Source organism: Enterobacter cloacae complex sp. 2024EL-00711, assembly GCF_047529885.1.
Lineage (GTDB): Bacteria > Pseudomonadota > Gammaproteobacteria > Enterobacterales > Enterobacteriaceae > Enterobacter > Enterobacter ludwigii.
Genome location: NZ_JBLIZC010000002.1, coordinates 564985 through 581922 on the forward strand (window position 1 = coordinate 564985; position 16938 = coordinate 581922).

At 55.1% G+C, this 16938-nt stretch carries 15 protein-coding genes; 11 read left to right on the forward strand and 4 right to left on the reverse strand.

Going from position 1 to position 16938, the window contains the following annotated elements; genetic code table 11:
• Positions 1-244 precede the first annotated feature (244 nt).
• The 6 genes from aspS (at position 245) to ruvB (ending at position 5512) form a co-directional block, all read left to right on the forward strand.
• Positions 245-2032, forward strand: a complete 1788-nt coding sequence (gene aspS, locus ACMVME_RS09080) for an aspartate--tRNA ligase (RefSeq protein WP_032678430.1) — start codon at positions 245-247, stop codon at positions 2030-2032.
• A 1-nt stretch (position 2033) separates the two neighbouring features.
• Positions 2034-2477, forward strand: a complete 444-nt coding sequence (gene nudB, locus ACMVME_RS09085; protein ID WP_068794741.1) for a dihydroneopterin triphosphate diphosphatase — start codon at positions 2034-2036, stop codon at positions 2475-2477.
• A 27-nt stretch (positions 2478-2504) separates the two neighbouring features.
• Positions 2505-3245, forward strand: coding sequence for a YebC/PmpR family DNA-binding transcriptional regulator (locus tag ACMVME_RS09090; RefSeq protein WP_014170643.1), 741 nt, complete (start codon positions 2505-2507; stop codon positions 3243-3245).
• 34 nt (positions 3246-3279) lie between these two features.
• Complete coding sequence (gene ruvC, locus ACMVME_RS09095; protein ID WP_025203848.1) at positions 3280-3801, forward strand: crossover junction endodeoxyribonuclease RuvC; 522 nt, start codon at positions 3280-3282, stop codon at positions 3799-3801.
• 80 nt (positions 3802-3881) lie between these two features.
• Positions 3882-4493: a Holliday junction branch migration protein RuvA gene (ruvA, locus tag ACMVME_RS09100; protein WP_068794740.1), complete on the forward strand. Its 612-nt coding sequence runs from the start codon at positions 3882-3884 to the stop codon at positions 4491-4493.
• An 8-nt stretch (positions 4494-4501) separates the two neighbouring features.
• Complete coding sequence (ruvB, locus tag ACMVME_RS09105) at positions 4502-5512, forward strand: Holliday junction branch migration DNA helicase RuvB (RefSeq protein WP_014170640.1); 1011 nt, start codon at positions 4502-4504, stop codon at positions 5510-5512.
• A 46-nt stretch (positions 5513-5558) separates the two neighbouring features.
• On the opposite strand, the gene znuB is transcribed toward ruvB, so the two are convergent.
• Together znuB and znuC are read right to left on the reverse strand one after the other, a co-directional pair.
• The gene (znuB, locus tag ACMVME_RS09110; protein ID WP_014170639.1) at positions 5559-6344 is read right to left on the reverse strand and encodes a zinc ABC transporter permease subunit ZnuB; all 786 of its coding nucleotides are present in this window, start codon (positions 6342-6344) and stop codon (positions 5559-5561) included.
• Positions 6341-7096 (reverse strand): zinc ABC transporter ATP-binding protein ZnuC, encoded by a 756-nt coding sequence (gene znuC / locus ACMVME_RS09115; RefSeq protein WP_014170638.1) that lies wholly within the window; start codon positions 7094-7096, stop codon positions 6341-6343. The genes znuB and znuC overlap by 4 nt, the downstream gene beginning before the upstream one ends.
• A gap of 77 nt (positions 7097-7173) precedes the next feature.
• On the opposite strand from znuC, the gene znuA reads away from it, so the two are divergent.
• The 3 genes from znuA (at position 7174) to lpxM (ending at position 10544) form a co-directional block, all read left to right on the forward strand.
• A complete protein-coding gene (znuA, locus tag ACMVME_RS09120) occupies positions 7174-8118 on the forward strand; it encodes a zinc ABC transporter substrate-binding protein ZnuA (protein ID WP_025203849.1) in 945 nt (314 codons plus the stop codon).
• A 15-nt stretch (positions 8119-8133) separates the two neighbouring features.
• Positions 8134-9453, forward strand: coding sequence for a murein DD-endopeptidase MepM (mepM, locus tag ACMVME_RS09125; protein WP_014170636.1), 1320 nt, complete (start codon positions 8134-8136; stop codon positions 9451-9453).
• Between the two features lie 119 nt (positions 9454-9572).
• Positions 9573-10544 carry a lauroyl-Kdo(2)-lipid IV(A) myristoyltransferase gene (gene lpxM, locus ACMVME_RS09130; protein ID WP_068794739.1) on the forward strand — a complete coding sequence of 324 codons (972 nt, stop codon included), beginning with the start codon at positions 9573-9575 and terminating at the stop codon, positions 10542-10544.
• 55 nt (positions 10545-10599) lie between these two features.
• Here lpxM and pyk read toward each other — a convergent pair whose 3' ends face one another.
• Both pyk and ACMVME_RS09140 read right to left on the reverse strand, forming a co-directional pair.
• A complete protein-coding gene (pyk, locus tag ACMVME_RS09135) occupies positions 10600-12042 on the reverse strand; it encodes a pyruvate kinase (protein ID WP_020883399.1) in 1443 nt (480 codons plus the stop codon).
• A 124-nt stretch (positions 12043-12166) separates the two neighbouring features.
• Positions 12167-13036 (reverse strand): MurR/RpiR family transcriptional regulator, encoded by an 870-nt coding sequence (locus tag ACMVME_RS09140; RefSeq protein ID WP_025203851.1) that lies wholly within the window; start codon positions 13034-13036, stop codon positions 12167-12169.
• 357 nt (positions 13037-13393) lie between these two features.
• Here ACMVME_RS09140 and zwf point away from each other — a divergent pair, with 357 nt between their 5' ends.
• Together zwf and edd are read left to right on the forward strand one after the other, a co-directional pair.
• Positions 13394-14869 carry a glucose-6-phosphate dehydrogenase gene (gene zwf / locus ACMVME_RS09145; protein ID WP_020883401.1) on the forward strand — a complete coding sequence of 492 codons (1476 nt, stop codon included), beginning with the start codon at positions 13394-13396 and terminating at the stop codon, positions 14867-14869.
• A gap of 234 nt (positions 14870-15103) precedes the next feature.
• On the forward strand, positions 15104-16915 hold the full coding sequence (gene edd / locus ACMVME_RS09150) for a phosphogluconate dehydratase (protein WP_251858751.1): 1812 nt from the start codon (positions 15104-15106) through the stop codon (positions 16913-16915).
• The last annotated feature ends 23 nt before the right edge of the window (positions 16916-16938 follow it).

Consider the following 16938-nt stretch of genomic DNA (forward strand, 5'->3'; position numbering starts at 1 on the left):
GTCGCTTCGCTACACCTTACGACGTAATGACCTGTTATCGGTCGGATAATTTTGTTAATTTTTGTGAGAATACGCAATAAGCGCGCAGCAAACGACCGTCTGGCCGTGGTTCGCTCTTATCGTCTGGCGGAATTTCCAGTATAATAGCCGCCTTTTTTCATCCAGTTGTGACATACAGAAAGCTGCGACATAGTAGCCTGCATTCCAGGCGACATTTAGCCTGCGGCTAATTAAGGGATATCTCATGCGTACAGAATATTGCGGGCAGCTGCGTCAGTCCCACGTTGGACAGCAGGTAACCCTGTGTGGTTGGGTCAATCGTCGTCGTGATCTTGGGAGCCTTATCTTCATCGATATGCGCGACCGCGAAGGTATCGTTCAGGTGTTCTTCGACCCAGATCGCGCAGATGCGTTGAAGCTGGCTTCTGAGCTGCGTAATGAGTTCTGCATTCAGGTCACCGGCACCGTACGTGCGCGTGACGAGAAAAACGTTAACGCAGACATGGCGACCGGCGCAATTGAAGTGCTGGCGTCGGATCTGGTTATCATCAACCGTGCTGAAGCGCTGCCGCTGGACTCCAACCACGTCAACACTGAAGAAGCGCGTCTGAAATACCGCTATCTGGACCTGCGTCGTCCGGAAATGGCTCAGCGCCTGAAAACCCGTGCGAAAATCACCAGCCTGGTGCGTCGCTTTATGGATGACCACGGTTTCCTCGACATCGAAACCCCGATGCTGACCAAAGCCACGCCGGAAGGCGCGCGCGATTACCTGGTTCCATCCCGTGTACACAAAGGCAAATTCTACGCGCTGCCACAGTCTCCTCAGCTGTTCAAACAGCTGCTGATGATGTCCGGCTTCGATCGCTACTATCAGATTGTAAAATGCTTCCGCGACGAAGACCTGCGTGCTGACCGTCAGCCAGAATTTACCCAGATCGATGTGGAAACCTCCTTCATGACGGCCGAGCAGGTGCGTGAGGTGATGGAAGCCCTGGTGCGCAGTCTGTGGAATGACGTGAAAGGCGTGGAACTGGGTGATTTCCCCATCATGACCTTCGCTGAAGCTGAACGTCGCTACGGTTCTGACAAACCAGACCTGCGTAATCCGATGGAGCTGGTGGACGTTGCAGACCTGGTGAAATCCGTTGAGTTCGCGGTATTTGCCGGCCCGGCTAACGATCCAAAAGGTCGCGTGGCTGCCCTGCGTGTACCGGGCGGTGCGGCGCTGAGCCGTAAGCAGATTGACGATTACGGCAACTTCATCAAGATCTACGGCGCGAAAGGTCTGGCCTATATTAAAGTGACCGAACGTGCGAAAGGTCTGGAAGGCATTACCAGCCCGGTGGCGAAATTCCTGAACGCGGAAATCGTGGAAGCGATCCTCGAGCGCACCGGCGCACAGGATGGCGACATGATCTTCTTTGGCGCAGACAACAAGAAAATCGTTGCTGACGCGATGGGCGCGCTGCGTCTGAAGCTGGGTAAAGACCTGAGCCTGACGGACGAGAGCAAATGGGCTCCGCTGTGGGTAATCGACTTCCCAATGTTCGAAGACGACGGTGAAGGCGGCCTGACCGCAATGCACCACCCGTTCACCTCGCCAAAAGACATGACGGCGGCAGAGCTGAAAGCGGCACCGGAAGATGCGGTAGCAAACGCGTATGACATGGTTATCAACGGCTACGAAGTGGGTGGCGGTTCCGTGCGTATTCACAGCGGCGAAATGCAGCAAACCGTGTTTGGTATTCTGGGAATCAACGAGCACGAACAGCGCGAGAAATTCGGCTTCCTGCTGGACGCCCTGAAATACGGTACGCCGCCACACGCGGGTCTGGCATTCGGTCTTGACCGTTTGACCATGCTGCTGACCGGCACCGACAACATTCGTGATGTTATCGCCTTCCCGAAAACCACGGCTGCGGCCTGTCTGATGACGGAAGCCCCAAGCTTTGCCAACCCGGCCGCGCTGGCTGAGCTGGGCATTCAGGTGCTTCCGAAAGCTTCAAAAGAGATTTCGGAGAACGAATAATATGCAGTATAAGCGTCCCGTTTCGGTTCTGGTTGTCATTTATGCAGAAGATACGAAACGGGTGCTGATGTTGCAGCGGCGCGATGACCCTGATTTCTGGCAGTCGGTTACCGGCAGCCTGGAAGAGGGGGAGACCGCGTCGCAGGCCGCCGCGCGCGAAGTAAAGGAAGAGGTCACCATTGACGTTGCTTGCGAGCAACTGACCCTGAAGGACTGTCAGCGCACGGTGGAGTTTGAAATTTTTAGCCATTTACGTCATCGCTATGCGCCGGGTATTGAGCGCAATACGGAATCGTGGTTCTGTCTCGCGCTCCCCCATGAACGGGAGATCGTGTTTACCGAACACCTGACCTACCGCTGGGTGGATGCGGTGGATGCCGCTGCACTGACCAAATCGTGGAGCAACCGGCAGGCGATTGAAGAATTTGTAATTAACGTAGCCTGAAAAGGCGCGCTCTTTGAGGAAATTTTTATGGCAGGTCATAGTAAGTGGGCCAACACCAAACACCGCAAAGCGGCACAGGATGCCAAGCGCGGTAAGATCTTCACCAAAATTATTCGTGAGCTGGTTACAGCGGCACGTCTGGGCGGCGGCGATGCGGCGTCTAACCCGCGTCTGCGCGCGGCAGTGGATAAAGCCCTGTCCAACAACATGACGCGTGACACCCTGAACCGTGCTATCGCACGTGGCGTAGGCGGTGATGAAGACGCGAACATGGAAACCATCATTTATGAAGGTTACGGTCCTGGCGGTACGGCGGTGATGGTTGAATGTCTGTCCGACAACCGTAACCGTACCGTAGCGGAAGTGCGTCATGCCTTCAGCAAATGCGGTGGTAACCTGGGCACTGACGGCTCCGTGGCCTATCTGTTCAGCAAAAAAGGCGTCATCTCCTTCGAGAAAGGCGACGAAGACGTAATCATGGAAGCGGCGCTGGAAGCCGGTGCAGAAGACGTTGTGACCTATGATGATGGCGCAATCGACGTCTACACCGCGTGGGAAGAGATGGGCGCGGTACGTGACGCGCTGGAAGCGGCGGGTCTGAAAGCAGACAACGCTGAAGTTTCCATGATCCCGTCAACCAAAGCGGACATGGATGCAGAAACGGCACCTAAACTGCTGCGTCTGATCGACATGCTCGAAGACTGCGACGACGTGCAGGAAGTGTATCATAACGGTGAAATCTCTGATGAGGTTGCAGCGACTCTCTGATGAGAGCGTATAAACCGTTTACGGGAGACGCGTGATGTCGATTATCCTCGGGATTGACCCCGGCTCGCGCGTCACCGGTTATGGCGTCATCCGGCAGGTAGGGCGCCAGTTAACCTACCTTGGCAGCGGCTGTATTCGGACCAAAGTGGACGATCTGCCGTCGCGCCTGAAGCTAATCTATGCTGGCGTGTCGGAGATCATCACCCAGTTTCAGCCCGACTTTTTTGCCATCGAGCAGGTCTTTATGGCGAAAAACGCTGATTCAGCGTTAAAACTGGGTCAGGCACGGGGCGTCGCCATTGTTGCGGCGGTGAATCAGGATCTTCCGGTGTTCGAATACGCAGCCAGACAGGTCAAACAGACCGTCGTGGGGATTGGTAGCGCGGAGAAAAGTCAGGTGCAGCATATGGTGCGCACGCTCCTGAAGCTTCCCGCGAACCCGCAGGCAGACGCCGCCGATGCGCTGGCGATAGCCATTACCCACTGTCATATAAGCCAGAACGCGGTTCAGATGAGCGAATCGCGGCTTAATCTGGCGCGAGGCAGGTTACGATAATGACAAATCAGGCTGGATGTTTATCCAGCCTTTTTTTATTATGTCGGCAGTTAATTTCTTCCAGAACGCAGGAGCGTCACGTGATAGGCAGACTCAGAGGCATCATCATTGAAAAACAACCCCCGTTAGTGCTGCTGGAAGTCGGTGGCGTGGGCTATGAAGTCCATATGCCGATGACCTGCTTCTATGAGTTGCCGGACGCGGGCAAAGAGGCAATTGTCTTTACCCAGTTTGTGGTGCGTGAAGATGCCCAGTTGCTGTATGGCTTCAACAACAAACAGGAACGGATGCTGTTTCGCGAGCTGATCAAAACCAACGGCGTAGGGCCGAAGCTGGCGCTGGCTATTTTGTCCGGCATGTCCGCTCCACAGTTCGTCAATGCCGTTGAACGCGAAGATCCTGCTGCACTGATTAAACTCCCGGGTATCGGCAAGAAAACCGCGGAGCGTTTGATTGTTGAGATGAAAGACCGCTTTAAAGGTCTGCATGGCGATCTGTTTACGCCAGCCGCTGATCTGGTGCTTACCTCGCCGGGCGCACAAGCCTCTGACGATGCTGAACAGGAAGCGGTTGCTGCGCTGGTGGCACTGGGATATAAACCTCAGGAGGCCAGCCGGATGGTGAGCAAAATTACCAAACCGGATGCCAGCAGTGAAACCCTGATTCGTGAAGCGCTACGCGCGGCATTGTGAGGTAAAGGATGATTGAAGCAGATCGCCTGGTATCGGCAGGCACCCTTCAGGCAGAAGACGTGGTGGATCGCGCTATCCGCCCGAAACTGCTTGATGAGTATATTGGCCAGCCGCAGGTTCGTTCTCAGATGGAGATCTTCATCCAGGCGGCAAAACTGCGCGGCGATGCACTCGATCACCTGCTGATTTTTGGCCCTCCCGGTCTGGGGAAAACCACGCTGGCGAACATTGTCGCCAATGAAATGGGCGTTAACCTGCGCACAACCTCTGGCCCGGTGCTGGAAAAAGCGGGCGATCTGGCGGCAATGTTGACCAACCTTGAACCGCATGACGTGCTGTTTATCGATGAGATCCACCGTCTGTCGCCGGTTGTGGAAGAGGTGCTCTATCCGGCGATGGAAGATTACCAGCTGGACATCATGATCGGTGAAGGTCCGGCAGCACGTTCCATCAAAATCGATCTGCCTCCGTTTACCCTGATTGGCGCGACGACGCGCGCCGGGTCATTGACCTCTCCGCTTCGCGATCGTTTTGGTATCGTTCAGCGTCTGGAGTTCTATCAGGTTGCGGATCTTCAGCATATCGTTGGCCGCAGTGCCCGCTATATGGGGCTGGAGATGAGCGAGGAAGGGGCGTTTGAGGTAGCGAAGCGCTCCCGGGGGACGCCGCGTATTGCGAACCGCCTGTTGCGTCGCGTACGTGACTTTTCCGAAGTAAAGCACGATGGCACGATCTCGGCTGAGATTGCAGCGCAGGCGCTGGATATGCTGAATGTGGATGCCGAAGGCTTTGACTACATGGACCGTAAGCTGTTGCTGGCGGTACTGGATAAGTTCTTTGGCGGTCCGGTCGGACTGGATAACCTGGCGGCAGCGATTGGTGAAGAGCGCGAGACAATTGAAGATGTGCTTGAGCCGTATCTGATCCAGCAGGGTTTCTTGCAACGTACCCCGCGCGGTCGTATGGCAACGGTGCGGGCGTGGAACCATTTTGGTATTACCCCGCCAGCGATGCCGTAGCAGAGGTTCCCTCTCCCGGGTGGGAGAGGGGAGAGGCGAGAGGCGATCAGCTTGCGGGCTTCTTCATCATACTGAAGATAAACAGCAGCGCCGCACACAGCACCACAGACGGGCCGGCAGGGGTATCGTAGAACGCCGAGAAGGTTAACCCTCCCGTTACCGCAATCATCCCGATGATAACCGCGACACCGGCCATTTGCTCCGGCGTACGGGCAAAACGACGCGCAGTGGCCGCGGGGATAATCAGCAGGGAAGTGATGATCAGCGCGCCGACGAATTTCATCGCCACACCAATCGTTAACGCCGTCACCAGCATCAGCAACAGCTTCACGCGCTGCAGCTTCACGCCGTCGACAAACGCCAGATCCGGGCTGACGGTCATTGCCAGCAAATTACGCCACTGCCAGAGCAGAATACCCAGCACGACCACCACACCAGCGGCGATGGAGATCAGATCTTCAGGCGTCACGGCCAGCAGGTCACCGAACAGGTAGGCCATCAGATCAACACGAATGTTCGACATCAGGCTCACGACCACCAGACCCAGCGACAGGGCGCTGTGGGCCATAATACCAAGCAGCGTATCGATGGCGAGGTGAGGGCGCTTTTCCAGCCATACCAGCCCTGCGGCCAGCAGCAGCGTGACCACAATCACCGCGTAGAAGGGATTCACGTCCAGTAACAGGCCAAAGGCAACGCCCAGCAGAGACGCGTGTGCCAGCGTATCGCCAAAATAGGACATTCTGCGCCACACCACAAACGAGCCCAGCGGGCCCGCGGCGCAGGCAAGCATAATCCCGGCCAGCCAGCCGGGCAGTAACAGTTCAATCATGAGTGTCCATTTCCCCGGCGCAGGACAATTCGTCCCTGTAAATCATGGCGGTGATTGTGATGATGGCGATAAATTCCCAGCTGCTCAGCGCCGCGAGGGCCGAACATGGAGATGAATTCAGGGTGCATTGACACCACTTCCGGCGTGCCGGAACAGCAGATGTGATGGTTAAGGCACAGCACTTCGTCGGTCTTGGCCATCACCAGATGGAGATCGTGGGATACCATCAGCACCGCACAGTTGAGTTCGCGGCGTAGCTGGTCAATTAAATCGTAAAGTGCGACCTGACCATTGACGTCCACACCCTGCGTCGGCTCATCCAGCACCAGAAGCTGTGGGCTGCTCAATAGGGCGCGGGCGAGCAATACGCGCTGGGTTTCACCCCCGGACAGTTTCTGCAGCGGGGCATCGATCAGATGGCCTGCCTGCACGCGTTTCAGCGCCGGAAGAATATCGGCTTTATGTGTCCCGGGGCGCAGACGCAGGAAACGGCTAACCGTCAGCGGCAGTGTAGCGTCGAGGTGGAGTTTTTGCGGCACATAGCCGATGCGTAATTTTTCCTCACGGCGGATAACCCCTTCGTCAGGTGTTACCAGACCCAGCACCACGCGCACCAGGGTGGATTTCCCTGCGCCATTGGGGCCGAGCAGCGTCAGAATTTTGCCGGGTTTCAGATCCAGCGACACGTCAGAGAGGACGCGGCGTTGGCCAAATGAGACCGAAATATTGTCGAGAGAAACCAAAGTCGTCATGTCAATTTAAGCTTGCAGAAGTCAACGAATGTTATAATATCACATCCCACGCATTCATTACGATGATTAGTCGCATTATGTTACATAAAAATACGCTTCTTTTCGCAGCATTATCCGCTGCCCTTTGGGGTTCAACAGCACAAGATGTTAACGCTGCTGTTGTCGCTTCGCTTAAACCGCTCGGTTTCATTGCTTCCGCGATTGCAGATGGGGTTACTGACACCCAGGTTCTGCTCCCTGATGGGGCTTCCGAGCATGATTATTCCCTGCGTCCATCTGATGTAAAACGCTTACAAAACGCGGACTTAGTTGTATGGATTGGTCCAGAGATGGAAGCGTTTATGCAGAAGTCGGCAAAACAGGTGCCGGGCGAAAAACAGGTCGCCATTGCCGAACTCCCGGGCGTGAAACCGTTGCTCATGAAAGGGGCTGACGACGACGGTGATGAACATGATGCCGGACACGCCGACGGCGAAAAAGGTGATGGGGATCACCATCACGGCGAGTACAACATGCACCTTTGGCTATCCCCAGAGATAGCGCGGCTTTCGGCGGTTGCAATCCATGACAAATTAGTGGAACTTATGCCGCAAAGTCGAGCCAAACTAGACGCCAACCTGAAGGATTTTGAGGCACAATTAGCCGCAACTGATAAGCAGGTGGGTAATGAGCTCGCACCGTTGAAAGGAAAAGGGTATTTCGTTTTTCATGACGCCTATGGCTATTACGAGAAACACTACGGCCTGACCCCGCTGGGGCACTTTACCGTCAACCCTGAAATTCAACCTGGTGCGCAGCGTTTACATGAAATCAGAACACAGTTGGTTGAGCAGAAAGCGACATGCGTTTTTGCTGAGCCACAGTTCAGGCCAGCGGTCGTAGAAGCCGTGGCCAGGGGAACATCCGTGCGCATGGGAACCCTTGACCCGCTAGGAACGAATATCCAGTTGAGCAAAGCGAGCTATTCGCAGTTTCTCAGCCAACTGGCGAACCAGTATGCGAGCTGCCTGAAAGGAGATTAACGAGGAAGTGAATACGTGCAACAGATAGCCCGCTCTGTCGCCCTGGCATTTAACAATCTGCCTCGACCCCATCGCGTTATGCTGGGGTCTCTTACAGTTCTCACGTTAGCGGTCGCCGTCTGGCGGCCCTATGTTTACCATCCGAGTTCTGCCCCAATCATCAAAACCATTGAGCTTGAGAAGAGCGAGATCCGCTCTCTCCTCCCTGAGGCCAGTGAACCTATCGACCAGGCGGCTCAGGAAGATGAAGCCATCCCGCAGGATGAGCTGGACGATAAAACCGAGAATGAAGCGGGGATCCATGAATATGTCGTTTCGACGGGTGATACGTTAAGCAGCGTTCTGAACCAGTACGGTATCGACATGGGAAACATCAGCCAACTGGCGGCGGCTGATAAAGATCTTCGTAACCTGAAAATTGGTCAACAGCTCTCCTGGACGTTAACCGCTGATGGCGATCTGCAACGCCTGACCTGGGAAATGTCCCGTCGCGAAACGCGCACCTACGATCGCACTGCAAACGGTTTCAAAATGACCAGTGAAATGCAGAAAGGCGACTGGGTGAACAGCGTGATGAAAGGGACCGTAGGCGCAAGCTTCGTCTCCAGCGCGCGCGATGCGGGGCTGACCAGCGCCGAGATCAGCTCGGTAATCAAAGCTATGCAGTGGCAAATGGACTTCCGCAAACTGAAGAAAGGCGATGAATTCTCCGTTCTCATGTCCCGTGAAATGCTTGACGGCAAGCGTGAGCAGAGCCAACTGGTGGGCGTGCGTTTGCGCTCTGATGGCAAAGATTATTACGCCATTCGTGCTGAAGACGGTAAGTTCTACGACCGCAGCGGTACCGGGCTTGCGAAGGGTTTCCTGCGCTTCCCGACGGCTAAACAATTCCGTGTTTCATCCAACTTTAACCCGCGCCGTCTTAACCCGGTCACCGGGCGTGTTGCGCCGCACCGTGGCGTTGACTTTGCCATGCCGCAGGGGACACCTGTGCTGGCTGTAGGTGATGGCGAAGTGGTGATTGCAAAACGCAGCGGTGCAGCCGGGTATTATGTCGCGGTGCGTCATGGTCGTACCTACACCACCCGCTATATGCACCTGCGTAAGCTGCTGGTTAAGCCGGGACAGAAAGTGAAACGTGGCGACCGTATCGCGCTCTCCGGGAATACCGGGCGCTCTACCGGGCCGCATTTGCACTATGAGGTGTGGATTAACCAACAGGCAGTGAACCCGCTTACGGCGAAACTGCCGCGTACCGAAGGCCTGACAGGTAAAGATCGTTCCGATTACCTGGCGCAGGTGAAAGAGGTGATTCCACAGCTGCGCTTTGATTAAGCCCTCTGTTTTGTGAAAAAGCCGGCCTCAGTATGTGCCGGCTTTTTGTTTTGTGCGCGAGCGGCTGCCTCGCTACACTATCTGAATGAAATTTTGCGTCACCAGACCCTGGAACCAGCATGGAAACCCAAAAAAACAATATTGAGTACATTCCTGAGTTTGAAAAATCTTTTCGCCACCCGCGCAACTGGAGTGCCTGGTTTGGCGTTTACGCATTTGCGGGGATTGCGATGTTACCTGCCTCGGTTCGCGATCCGGTACTGGGAAAAATAGGCCGCCTGGCGGGCCGGTTTGGTAAAAGTGCCCGTCGCCGTGCGCAGATTAACCTCCTGTACTGTTTCCCGGAGAAGAGTGACGCCGAGCGCGAAGCGCTGATTGACGACATGTATACGACCGCGCCGCAGGCCATGGCAATGATGGCCGAACTGGCGCTCAAAGGGCCGGAGAAAGTTCAGACGCGTGTTGACTGGAAAGGGCTGGAAATCATCGAAGAGATGCGCCGCAACAACGAGAAGGTGATCTTCCTCGTTCCTCACGGCTGGGGCGTGGATATTCCTGCGATGCTGATGGCGTCACAGGGGCAGAAAATGGCGGCAATGTTCCATAACCAGGGCAATAAGATCTTTGATTACGTCTGGAACACCGTGCGTCGCCGTTTTGGTGGCCGTCTGCATGCGCGTAATGATGGCATCAAACCGTTTATACAGTCCGTGCGTCAGGGCTACTGGGGTTACTATCTGCCGGATCAGGACCACGGCCCCGAGCACAGTGAGTTTGTAGATTTCTTCGCGACGTATAAAGCCACGTTGCCGGCGATTGGCCGCCTGATGAAAGTCTGCCGTGCGCGCGTTATTCCGCTGTTTCCGGTATACGACGGGAAAACCCATCGCCTGAGCATTGAAGTGCGTCCACCGATGGATGATTTACTGACGGCGGACGATCACACCATTGCGCGCCGAATGAACGAAGAGGTCGAGATTCTGGTGGGACCGCATGCTGAGCAATACACGTGGATACTGAAGTTGCTCAAAACGCGTAAGCCCGGTGAAACAGAGCCGTACAAACGCAAAGAGCTTTTCCCGAAGAAATAAGCAGAAATAAAAAAAGCCCGCTCCGAAAAGAGCGGGCTTTTTAACAGGGGCGTGCTTACTCGACGGTCAATACGCGAGTGGTATTGGTCGAGCCGATGGTGCTCATCACGTCACCCTGAGTCACAATCACGATATCACCGGAGACCAGATAGCCTTTGTCGCGCAGCAGGTTCACGGCGTCGTGGGCAGCTGCGACACCGTCGTTGGTGCTGTCGAAGTGAACCGGCGTGACACCGCGATACAGCGCCGTCAGGTTCAGCGTACGCTCGTGGCGAGACATGGCGAAGATGGGCAGACCGGAGCTGATACGGGAGGTCATCAGCGCGGTACGGCCAGATTCGGTCATGGTGATAATCGCCGTTACGCCTTTCAGGTGGTTAGCGGCGTACATGGCAGACATCGCAATCGCTTCTTCCACGTTGTCGAACTGCACGTCCAGACGGTGTTTAGAGACGTTGATGCTTGGGATCTTTTCAGCACCCAGGCAAACGCGTGCCATCGCGGCTACGGTTTCAGCAGGGTACTGGCCGGCTGCGGTTTCTGCAGAAAGCATTACGGCATCGGTACCGTCCAGCACGGCGTTAGCCACGTCCATCACCTCTGCACGGGTCGGCATTGGGTTGGTGATCATGGATTCCATCATCTGGGTTGCGGTGATCACGGCGCGGTTAAGCTGACGTGCACGGCGGATCAGGGCTTTCTGGATCCCCACCAGCTCAGGGTCGCCAATTTCCACGCCCAGATCGCCACGGGCAACCATCACCACGTCAGACGCCAGAATCACGTCATCCATCGCGTCCTGATCGCAAACGGCTTCCGCACGTTCCACTTTAGCAACGATTTTGGCATCACAGCCCGCATCACGTGCCAGACGGCGCGCGTAGTTCAGGTCTTCGCCACAGCGTGGGAAGGAGACGGCCAGGTAGTCAACGCCAATCAGCGCAGCGGTCACGATATCTGCTTTATCTTTATCGGTCAGCGCCTCGGCTGAGAGGCCACCGCCGAGTTTGTTAATGCCTTTGTTGTTTGAGAGCGGGCCCCCGACGGTGACTTCGGTGAATACCTTCATCCCCTGAACTTCCAGCACTTTCAGCTGAACGCGACCGTCGTCGAGCAGCAGGATATCGCCAGGCACGACGTCAGCCGGCAGACCTTTATAGTCGATCCCAACTTTTTCTTTATCGCCTTCGCCTTTACCCAGGTTGGCATCGAGCAGGAATTTGTCGCCGATATTGAGGAAGACTTTACCTTCTTTGAAGGTTGAAACACGAATTTTTGGACCCTGCAGGTCCCCGAGGATAGCAACATGACGGCCAAGTTTGGCCGCAATTTCACGCACTTTGTCGGCACGTAATTTATGGTCTTCTGGCGTACCGTGAGAGAAGTTCATACGCACCACGTTGGCACCCGCGGCGATAATTTTCTCGAGATTGTTATCGCGGTCAGTGGCCGGGCCTAAGGTGGTTACGATCTTGGTTCTGCGAAGCCTTCTGGACATGTAATACTCCGTTGACTGAAACAACTTTGGTGTTGCGTGAACATTAAATCGGCCTTCATCTGCTGCAAGGCAACAGAGAGAGGACCGAATGCCGTAAATCGTTACATCGTAGTTATTAAACTATTTAGGGAACATCGCTTTTCATAAGCAATTCTTTATCAAAACGCGATTCCTTAAGCGCTTCCTTGACACGCTTCAAGTTATCTCTGAATTTTGCGCCACGACGCAGGGTGAAACCGGTTGCCAGCACGTCAATCACTGTGAGTTGCGCCAGACGGGAGACCATCGGCATATACATGTCGGTGTCTTCCGGGACGTCAAGGGTGATGGCGAGCGTTGCTTCTCTTGCCAGCGGCGTGCCCGCCGTCGTGAGGGCAATAACCATGGCATCGTTTTCACGCGCCAGTTGCGCCAGCTCCACCTGGCTTTTGGTGCGCCCGGTGTGCGAAATGAGTACCACGACATCATCTTCACTGCAATTCATACAGCTCATGCGTTGCAGGACAATGTCATCGGAATAAATGACCGGGACGTTAAAGCGGAAGAACTTATTCATGGCGTCATGCGCCACGGCCGCCGACGAGCCGAGGCCAAAGAACGCAATGCGCTTGGCCTGGGTCAGTAAATCCACCGCGCGGTTCACGGAATTCATATCCAGGGACTGGCGAACGTGGTCCAGCGTAGCCATGGCCGACTCAAATATTTTCGCCGTATAGGCATCAACACTGTCGTCTTCATCCACATTGCGATTAACATAAGGCGTGCCGTTTGCCAGACTTTGTGCAAGATGCAGTTTAAAATCAGGAAAGCCGCGCGTTTCAAGGCTACGGCAGAAGCGGTTAACCGTCGGTTCGCTGACGCCTGCCTCCTGCGCCAGAGCGGCGATGCTTGAATGAATCGCCTGAGCAGGAGCGGCAAGAATGACTTCGGCCACTTTTCGCTCGGATTTGCTAAGGTGTTCCAGTTGGAACTGGATTTTTTCCAGCATGTTCATTGTTAACAGGGCGCTCATGGGTGGAAACGATTTCATTAATTCATGAAATCATGATTCGATTTAGCCGATATTACCCCTGTGGCTTCCATAAAGGGTAACAGTCGACAAGATAATGTTGTTGTTTTTTTTCATTACTTGATCGGTGTCGGGTTTTGTTATGACCCTGTAGTTCAAAGAATCAACGCTTTTTGCGTGATTCCGCCACCACACGCGTCTGACGGCGAAAAAATCGCGGTATCGCACGCGAGGTTAAGCGCTAATGGTTTCGGGAATGACGTAAAAGCAGTACAGTGCAACGTAATAAAATTACAACGATACCTGGCAGAAGTACCAGGTGATCCAACTGAGGAGAATGACATGGCGGTAACGCAAACAGCCCAGGCATGTGACCTGGTCATTTTCGGCGCGAAAGGCGATCTTGCACGCCGGAAATTGCTGCCTTCCCTGTATCAACTGGAGAAAGCGGGCCAAATTCATCCGGATACGCGTATCCTGGGCGTTGGGCGCGCCGACTGGGACAAGGAAGCTTATACCAAGGTCGTACGCGAGGCGCTCGAAACTTTCATGAAGGAAAAGATTGATGAAAGTTTGTGGGATACCCTGAGCGGACGTCTTGATTTCTGTAACCTGGACGTGAACGACGTCAGCGCGTTTAACCGTTTAGGCGCGATGCTGGATCAGAAAAACCGTGTCACCATTAACTACTTCGCCATGCCACCAAGCACTTTCGGTGCAATCTGCAAAGGTCTGGGCGAAGCGAAGCTGAACGCTAAACCGGCACGCGTGGTGATGGAGAAACCGCTGGGGACCTCTCTTTCAACCTCCCGCGAAATTAACGACCAGGTCGGCGAGTACTTCGAAGAGTGCCAGGTCTACCGTATCGACCACTATCTCGGTAAAGAGACGGTACTGAACCTGCTGGCGCTGCGTTTTGCCAACTCCCTGTTTGTGAATAACTGGGACAACCGTACCATCGACCATGTGGAAATCACCGTGGCCGAAGAGGTAGGTATCGAAGGCCGCTGGGGTTACTTTGACCAGGCCGGTCAGATGCGCGACATGATCCAGAACCACCTGCTGCAAATCCTTTGCATGATTGCCATGTCTCCACCGTCTGACCTGACGGCGGACAGCATCCGTGACGCTAAAGTGAAAGTGCTGAAGTCACTGCGTCGCATCGATCGCTCAAACGTGCGTGAGAAAACGGTACGCGGCCAGTACACCGCAGGGTTTGCTCAGGGTAAAAAAGTGCCGGGCTACCTGGAAGAAGAGGGCGCCAACAAGGCGAGCAATACCGAGACGTTTGTGGCGATCCGCGTGGATATCGATGACTGGCGCTGGGCGGGCGTTCCGTTCTACCTGCGTACCGGTAAACGTCTGCCGACCAAATGCTCTGAAGTGGTCGTTTACTTCAAAAACCCTGAACTCAACCTGTTCAAAGAGTCCTGGCAGGAGCTGCCGCAGAACAAACTGACCATTCGTCTGCAGCCAGACGAAGGGGTGGACATCCAGATCCTGAACAAAGTGCCGGGCCTGGATCATAAACATAACCTGCAGACCACCAAGCTGGACCTGAGCTACTCCGAAACGTTCAATCAGACGCACCTTGCCGATGCTTACGAGCGTCTGCTGCTGGAAACCATGCGCGGTATCCAGGCGCTGTTCGTGCGTCGTGATGAAGTGGAAGAGGCGTGGAAATGGGTCGACTCCATCACCGAAGCCTGGGCTGCGGATCAGGATGCGCCGAAACCGTATCAGGCGGGCACCTGGGGGCCTGTCGCGTCCGTCGCGATGATCACCCGTGATGGACGCTCCTGGAATGAGTTTGAGTAAAATAATCAGCTGCCTCTTAGGTGTTATTTTACCGGTAACATGATCTAACACAGCTAGTGGCACAATTTATAAACTTTTAAGCTCCGCGTGGATTCACCCGCGGAGCTTTTTTTATTACACTGCCGGAAGTGATTTTGCCCCTGAGCTCCGGACAGCAAGCGTTTCAGCGTTGTTAATAATCGCCAGCGACTTTGTAAACTCCCGAGCCCGGACAGATAAATTAGAGGAGCTTTTATGAATCCGACATTGTTACGCGTAACACAACGCATTATTGAGCGCTCGAAAGAGACCCGTTCTGCCTACCTCGCCCGGATTGAACAGGCCAAAAGTAATACCGTTCATCGCTCACAACTCGCCTGCGGTAACCTGGCGCACGGTTTCGCCGCCTGCCAGCCCGACGATAAAGCCTCGCTGAAAAGCATGCTGCGTAACAATATCGCCATCATTACCTCCTACAACGACATGCTTTCTGCGCATCAGCCGTACGAAGTGTATCCGGAGATCATCCGTAAAGCGCTGCACAGCGTCAATGCGGTAGGCCAGGTCGCGGGCGGCGTGCCGGCCATGTGCGATGGCGTGACGCAGGGTCAGGATGGGATGGAGCTCTCTCTGCTGAGCCGCGAAGTGATTGCGATGTCGGCCGCAGTGGGCCTGTCTCACAATATGTTTGATGGCGCGCTGTACCTCGGCGTGTGCGATAAAATCGTCCCGGGGCTGGCCATGGCAGCGCTGTCGTTTGGTCATCTGCCTGCGATCTTCGTGCCATCAGGTCCGATGGCAAGCGGTCTGCCAAACAAAGAAAAAGTGCGTATCCGTCAGCTGTATGCGGAAGGTAAAGCAGACCGTCAGGCACTGCTGGAAGCGGAAGCCGCCTCCTACCATGCGCCGGGCACCTGTACTTTCTACGGTACGGCCAACACCAACCAGATGGTGGTGGAATTTATGGGGATGCAGCTTCCTGGGTCCTCTTTCATTCAGCCGGATGCGCCACTGCGTAAGGCCCTGACTGAAGCAGCTGCCCGCCAGGTAACGCGTCTGACCGGTAACGGCAACGTGTGGATGCCGCTGGGTAAAATGGTCGACGAGAAAGTGATCGTCAACGGTATCGTTGCGCTGCTGGCAACCGGCGGCTCAACCAACCACACCATGCATCTGGTGGCGATGGCGCGCGCGGCGGGCATCCTGATTAACTGGGATGATTTCTCGGATATCTCGTCTGTGGTGCCACTGATGGCGCGCCTGTACCCGAACGGCCCGGCTGACATCAACCACTTCCAGGCTGCCGGTGGCGTGCCGGTGCTGATGCGCGAGCTGCTGAAAGGCGGTCTGCTGCATGAAGATGTGAACACCGTGGCGGGCTTTGGTCTGCAGCGTTATACCCATGAGCCGTGGCTCAATAATGGTGAGCTTGACTGGCGTGAAGGCGCCACCGCCTCGCTTGACGCACAGGTTATTGCCACCTTTGAACAACCGTTTTCTCGTCACGGCGGCACCAAAGTGCTCAGCGGTAACCTGGGGCGTGCGGTGATGAAAACCTCCGCCGTACCGGAAGAGAACCAGATTATCGAAGCGCCGGCCGTGGTGTTTGAAAGCCAGCATGACGTTTTGCCTGCGTTTGATGCCGGTCTGCTCGACAAAGATTGCGTCGTTGTGGTGCGCCATCAGGGGCCAAAAGCGAACGGGATGCCAGAATTACATAAACTTATGCCGCCACTTGGTGTATTATTGGACCGCCGTTTCAAAATTGCGTTAGTGACCGATGGACGCCTCTCTGGCGCATCAGGTAAAGTGCCTTCTGCTATCCACGTGACCCCGGAAGCTTACGACGGCGGTTTGCTGGCGAAAGTTCGTGATGGAGACATGATCCGCGTTAACGGTCAGACAGGTGAGTTAACCCTGCTGGTGGATGACGCTGAACTGGCGGCACGTAAGCCACATATTCCTGACCTGAGCGCATCGCGCGTGGGAACCGGACGCGAAATGTTTGGCGCGCTGCGTGAGAAACTCTCCGGTGCGGAGCAGGGCGCAACCTGTATTACGTTTTAAGACGACTTGATTTTATCGATCTG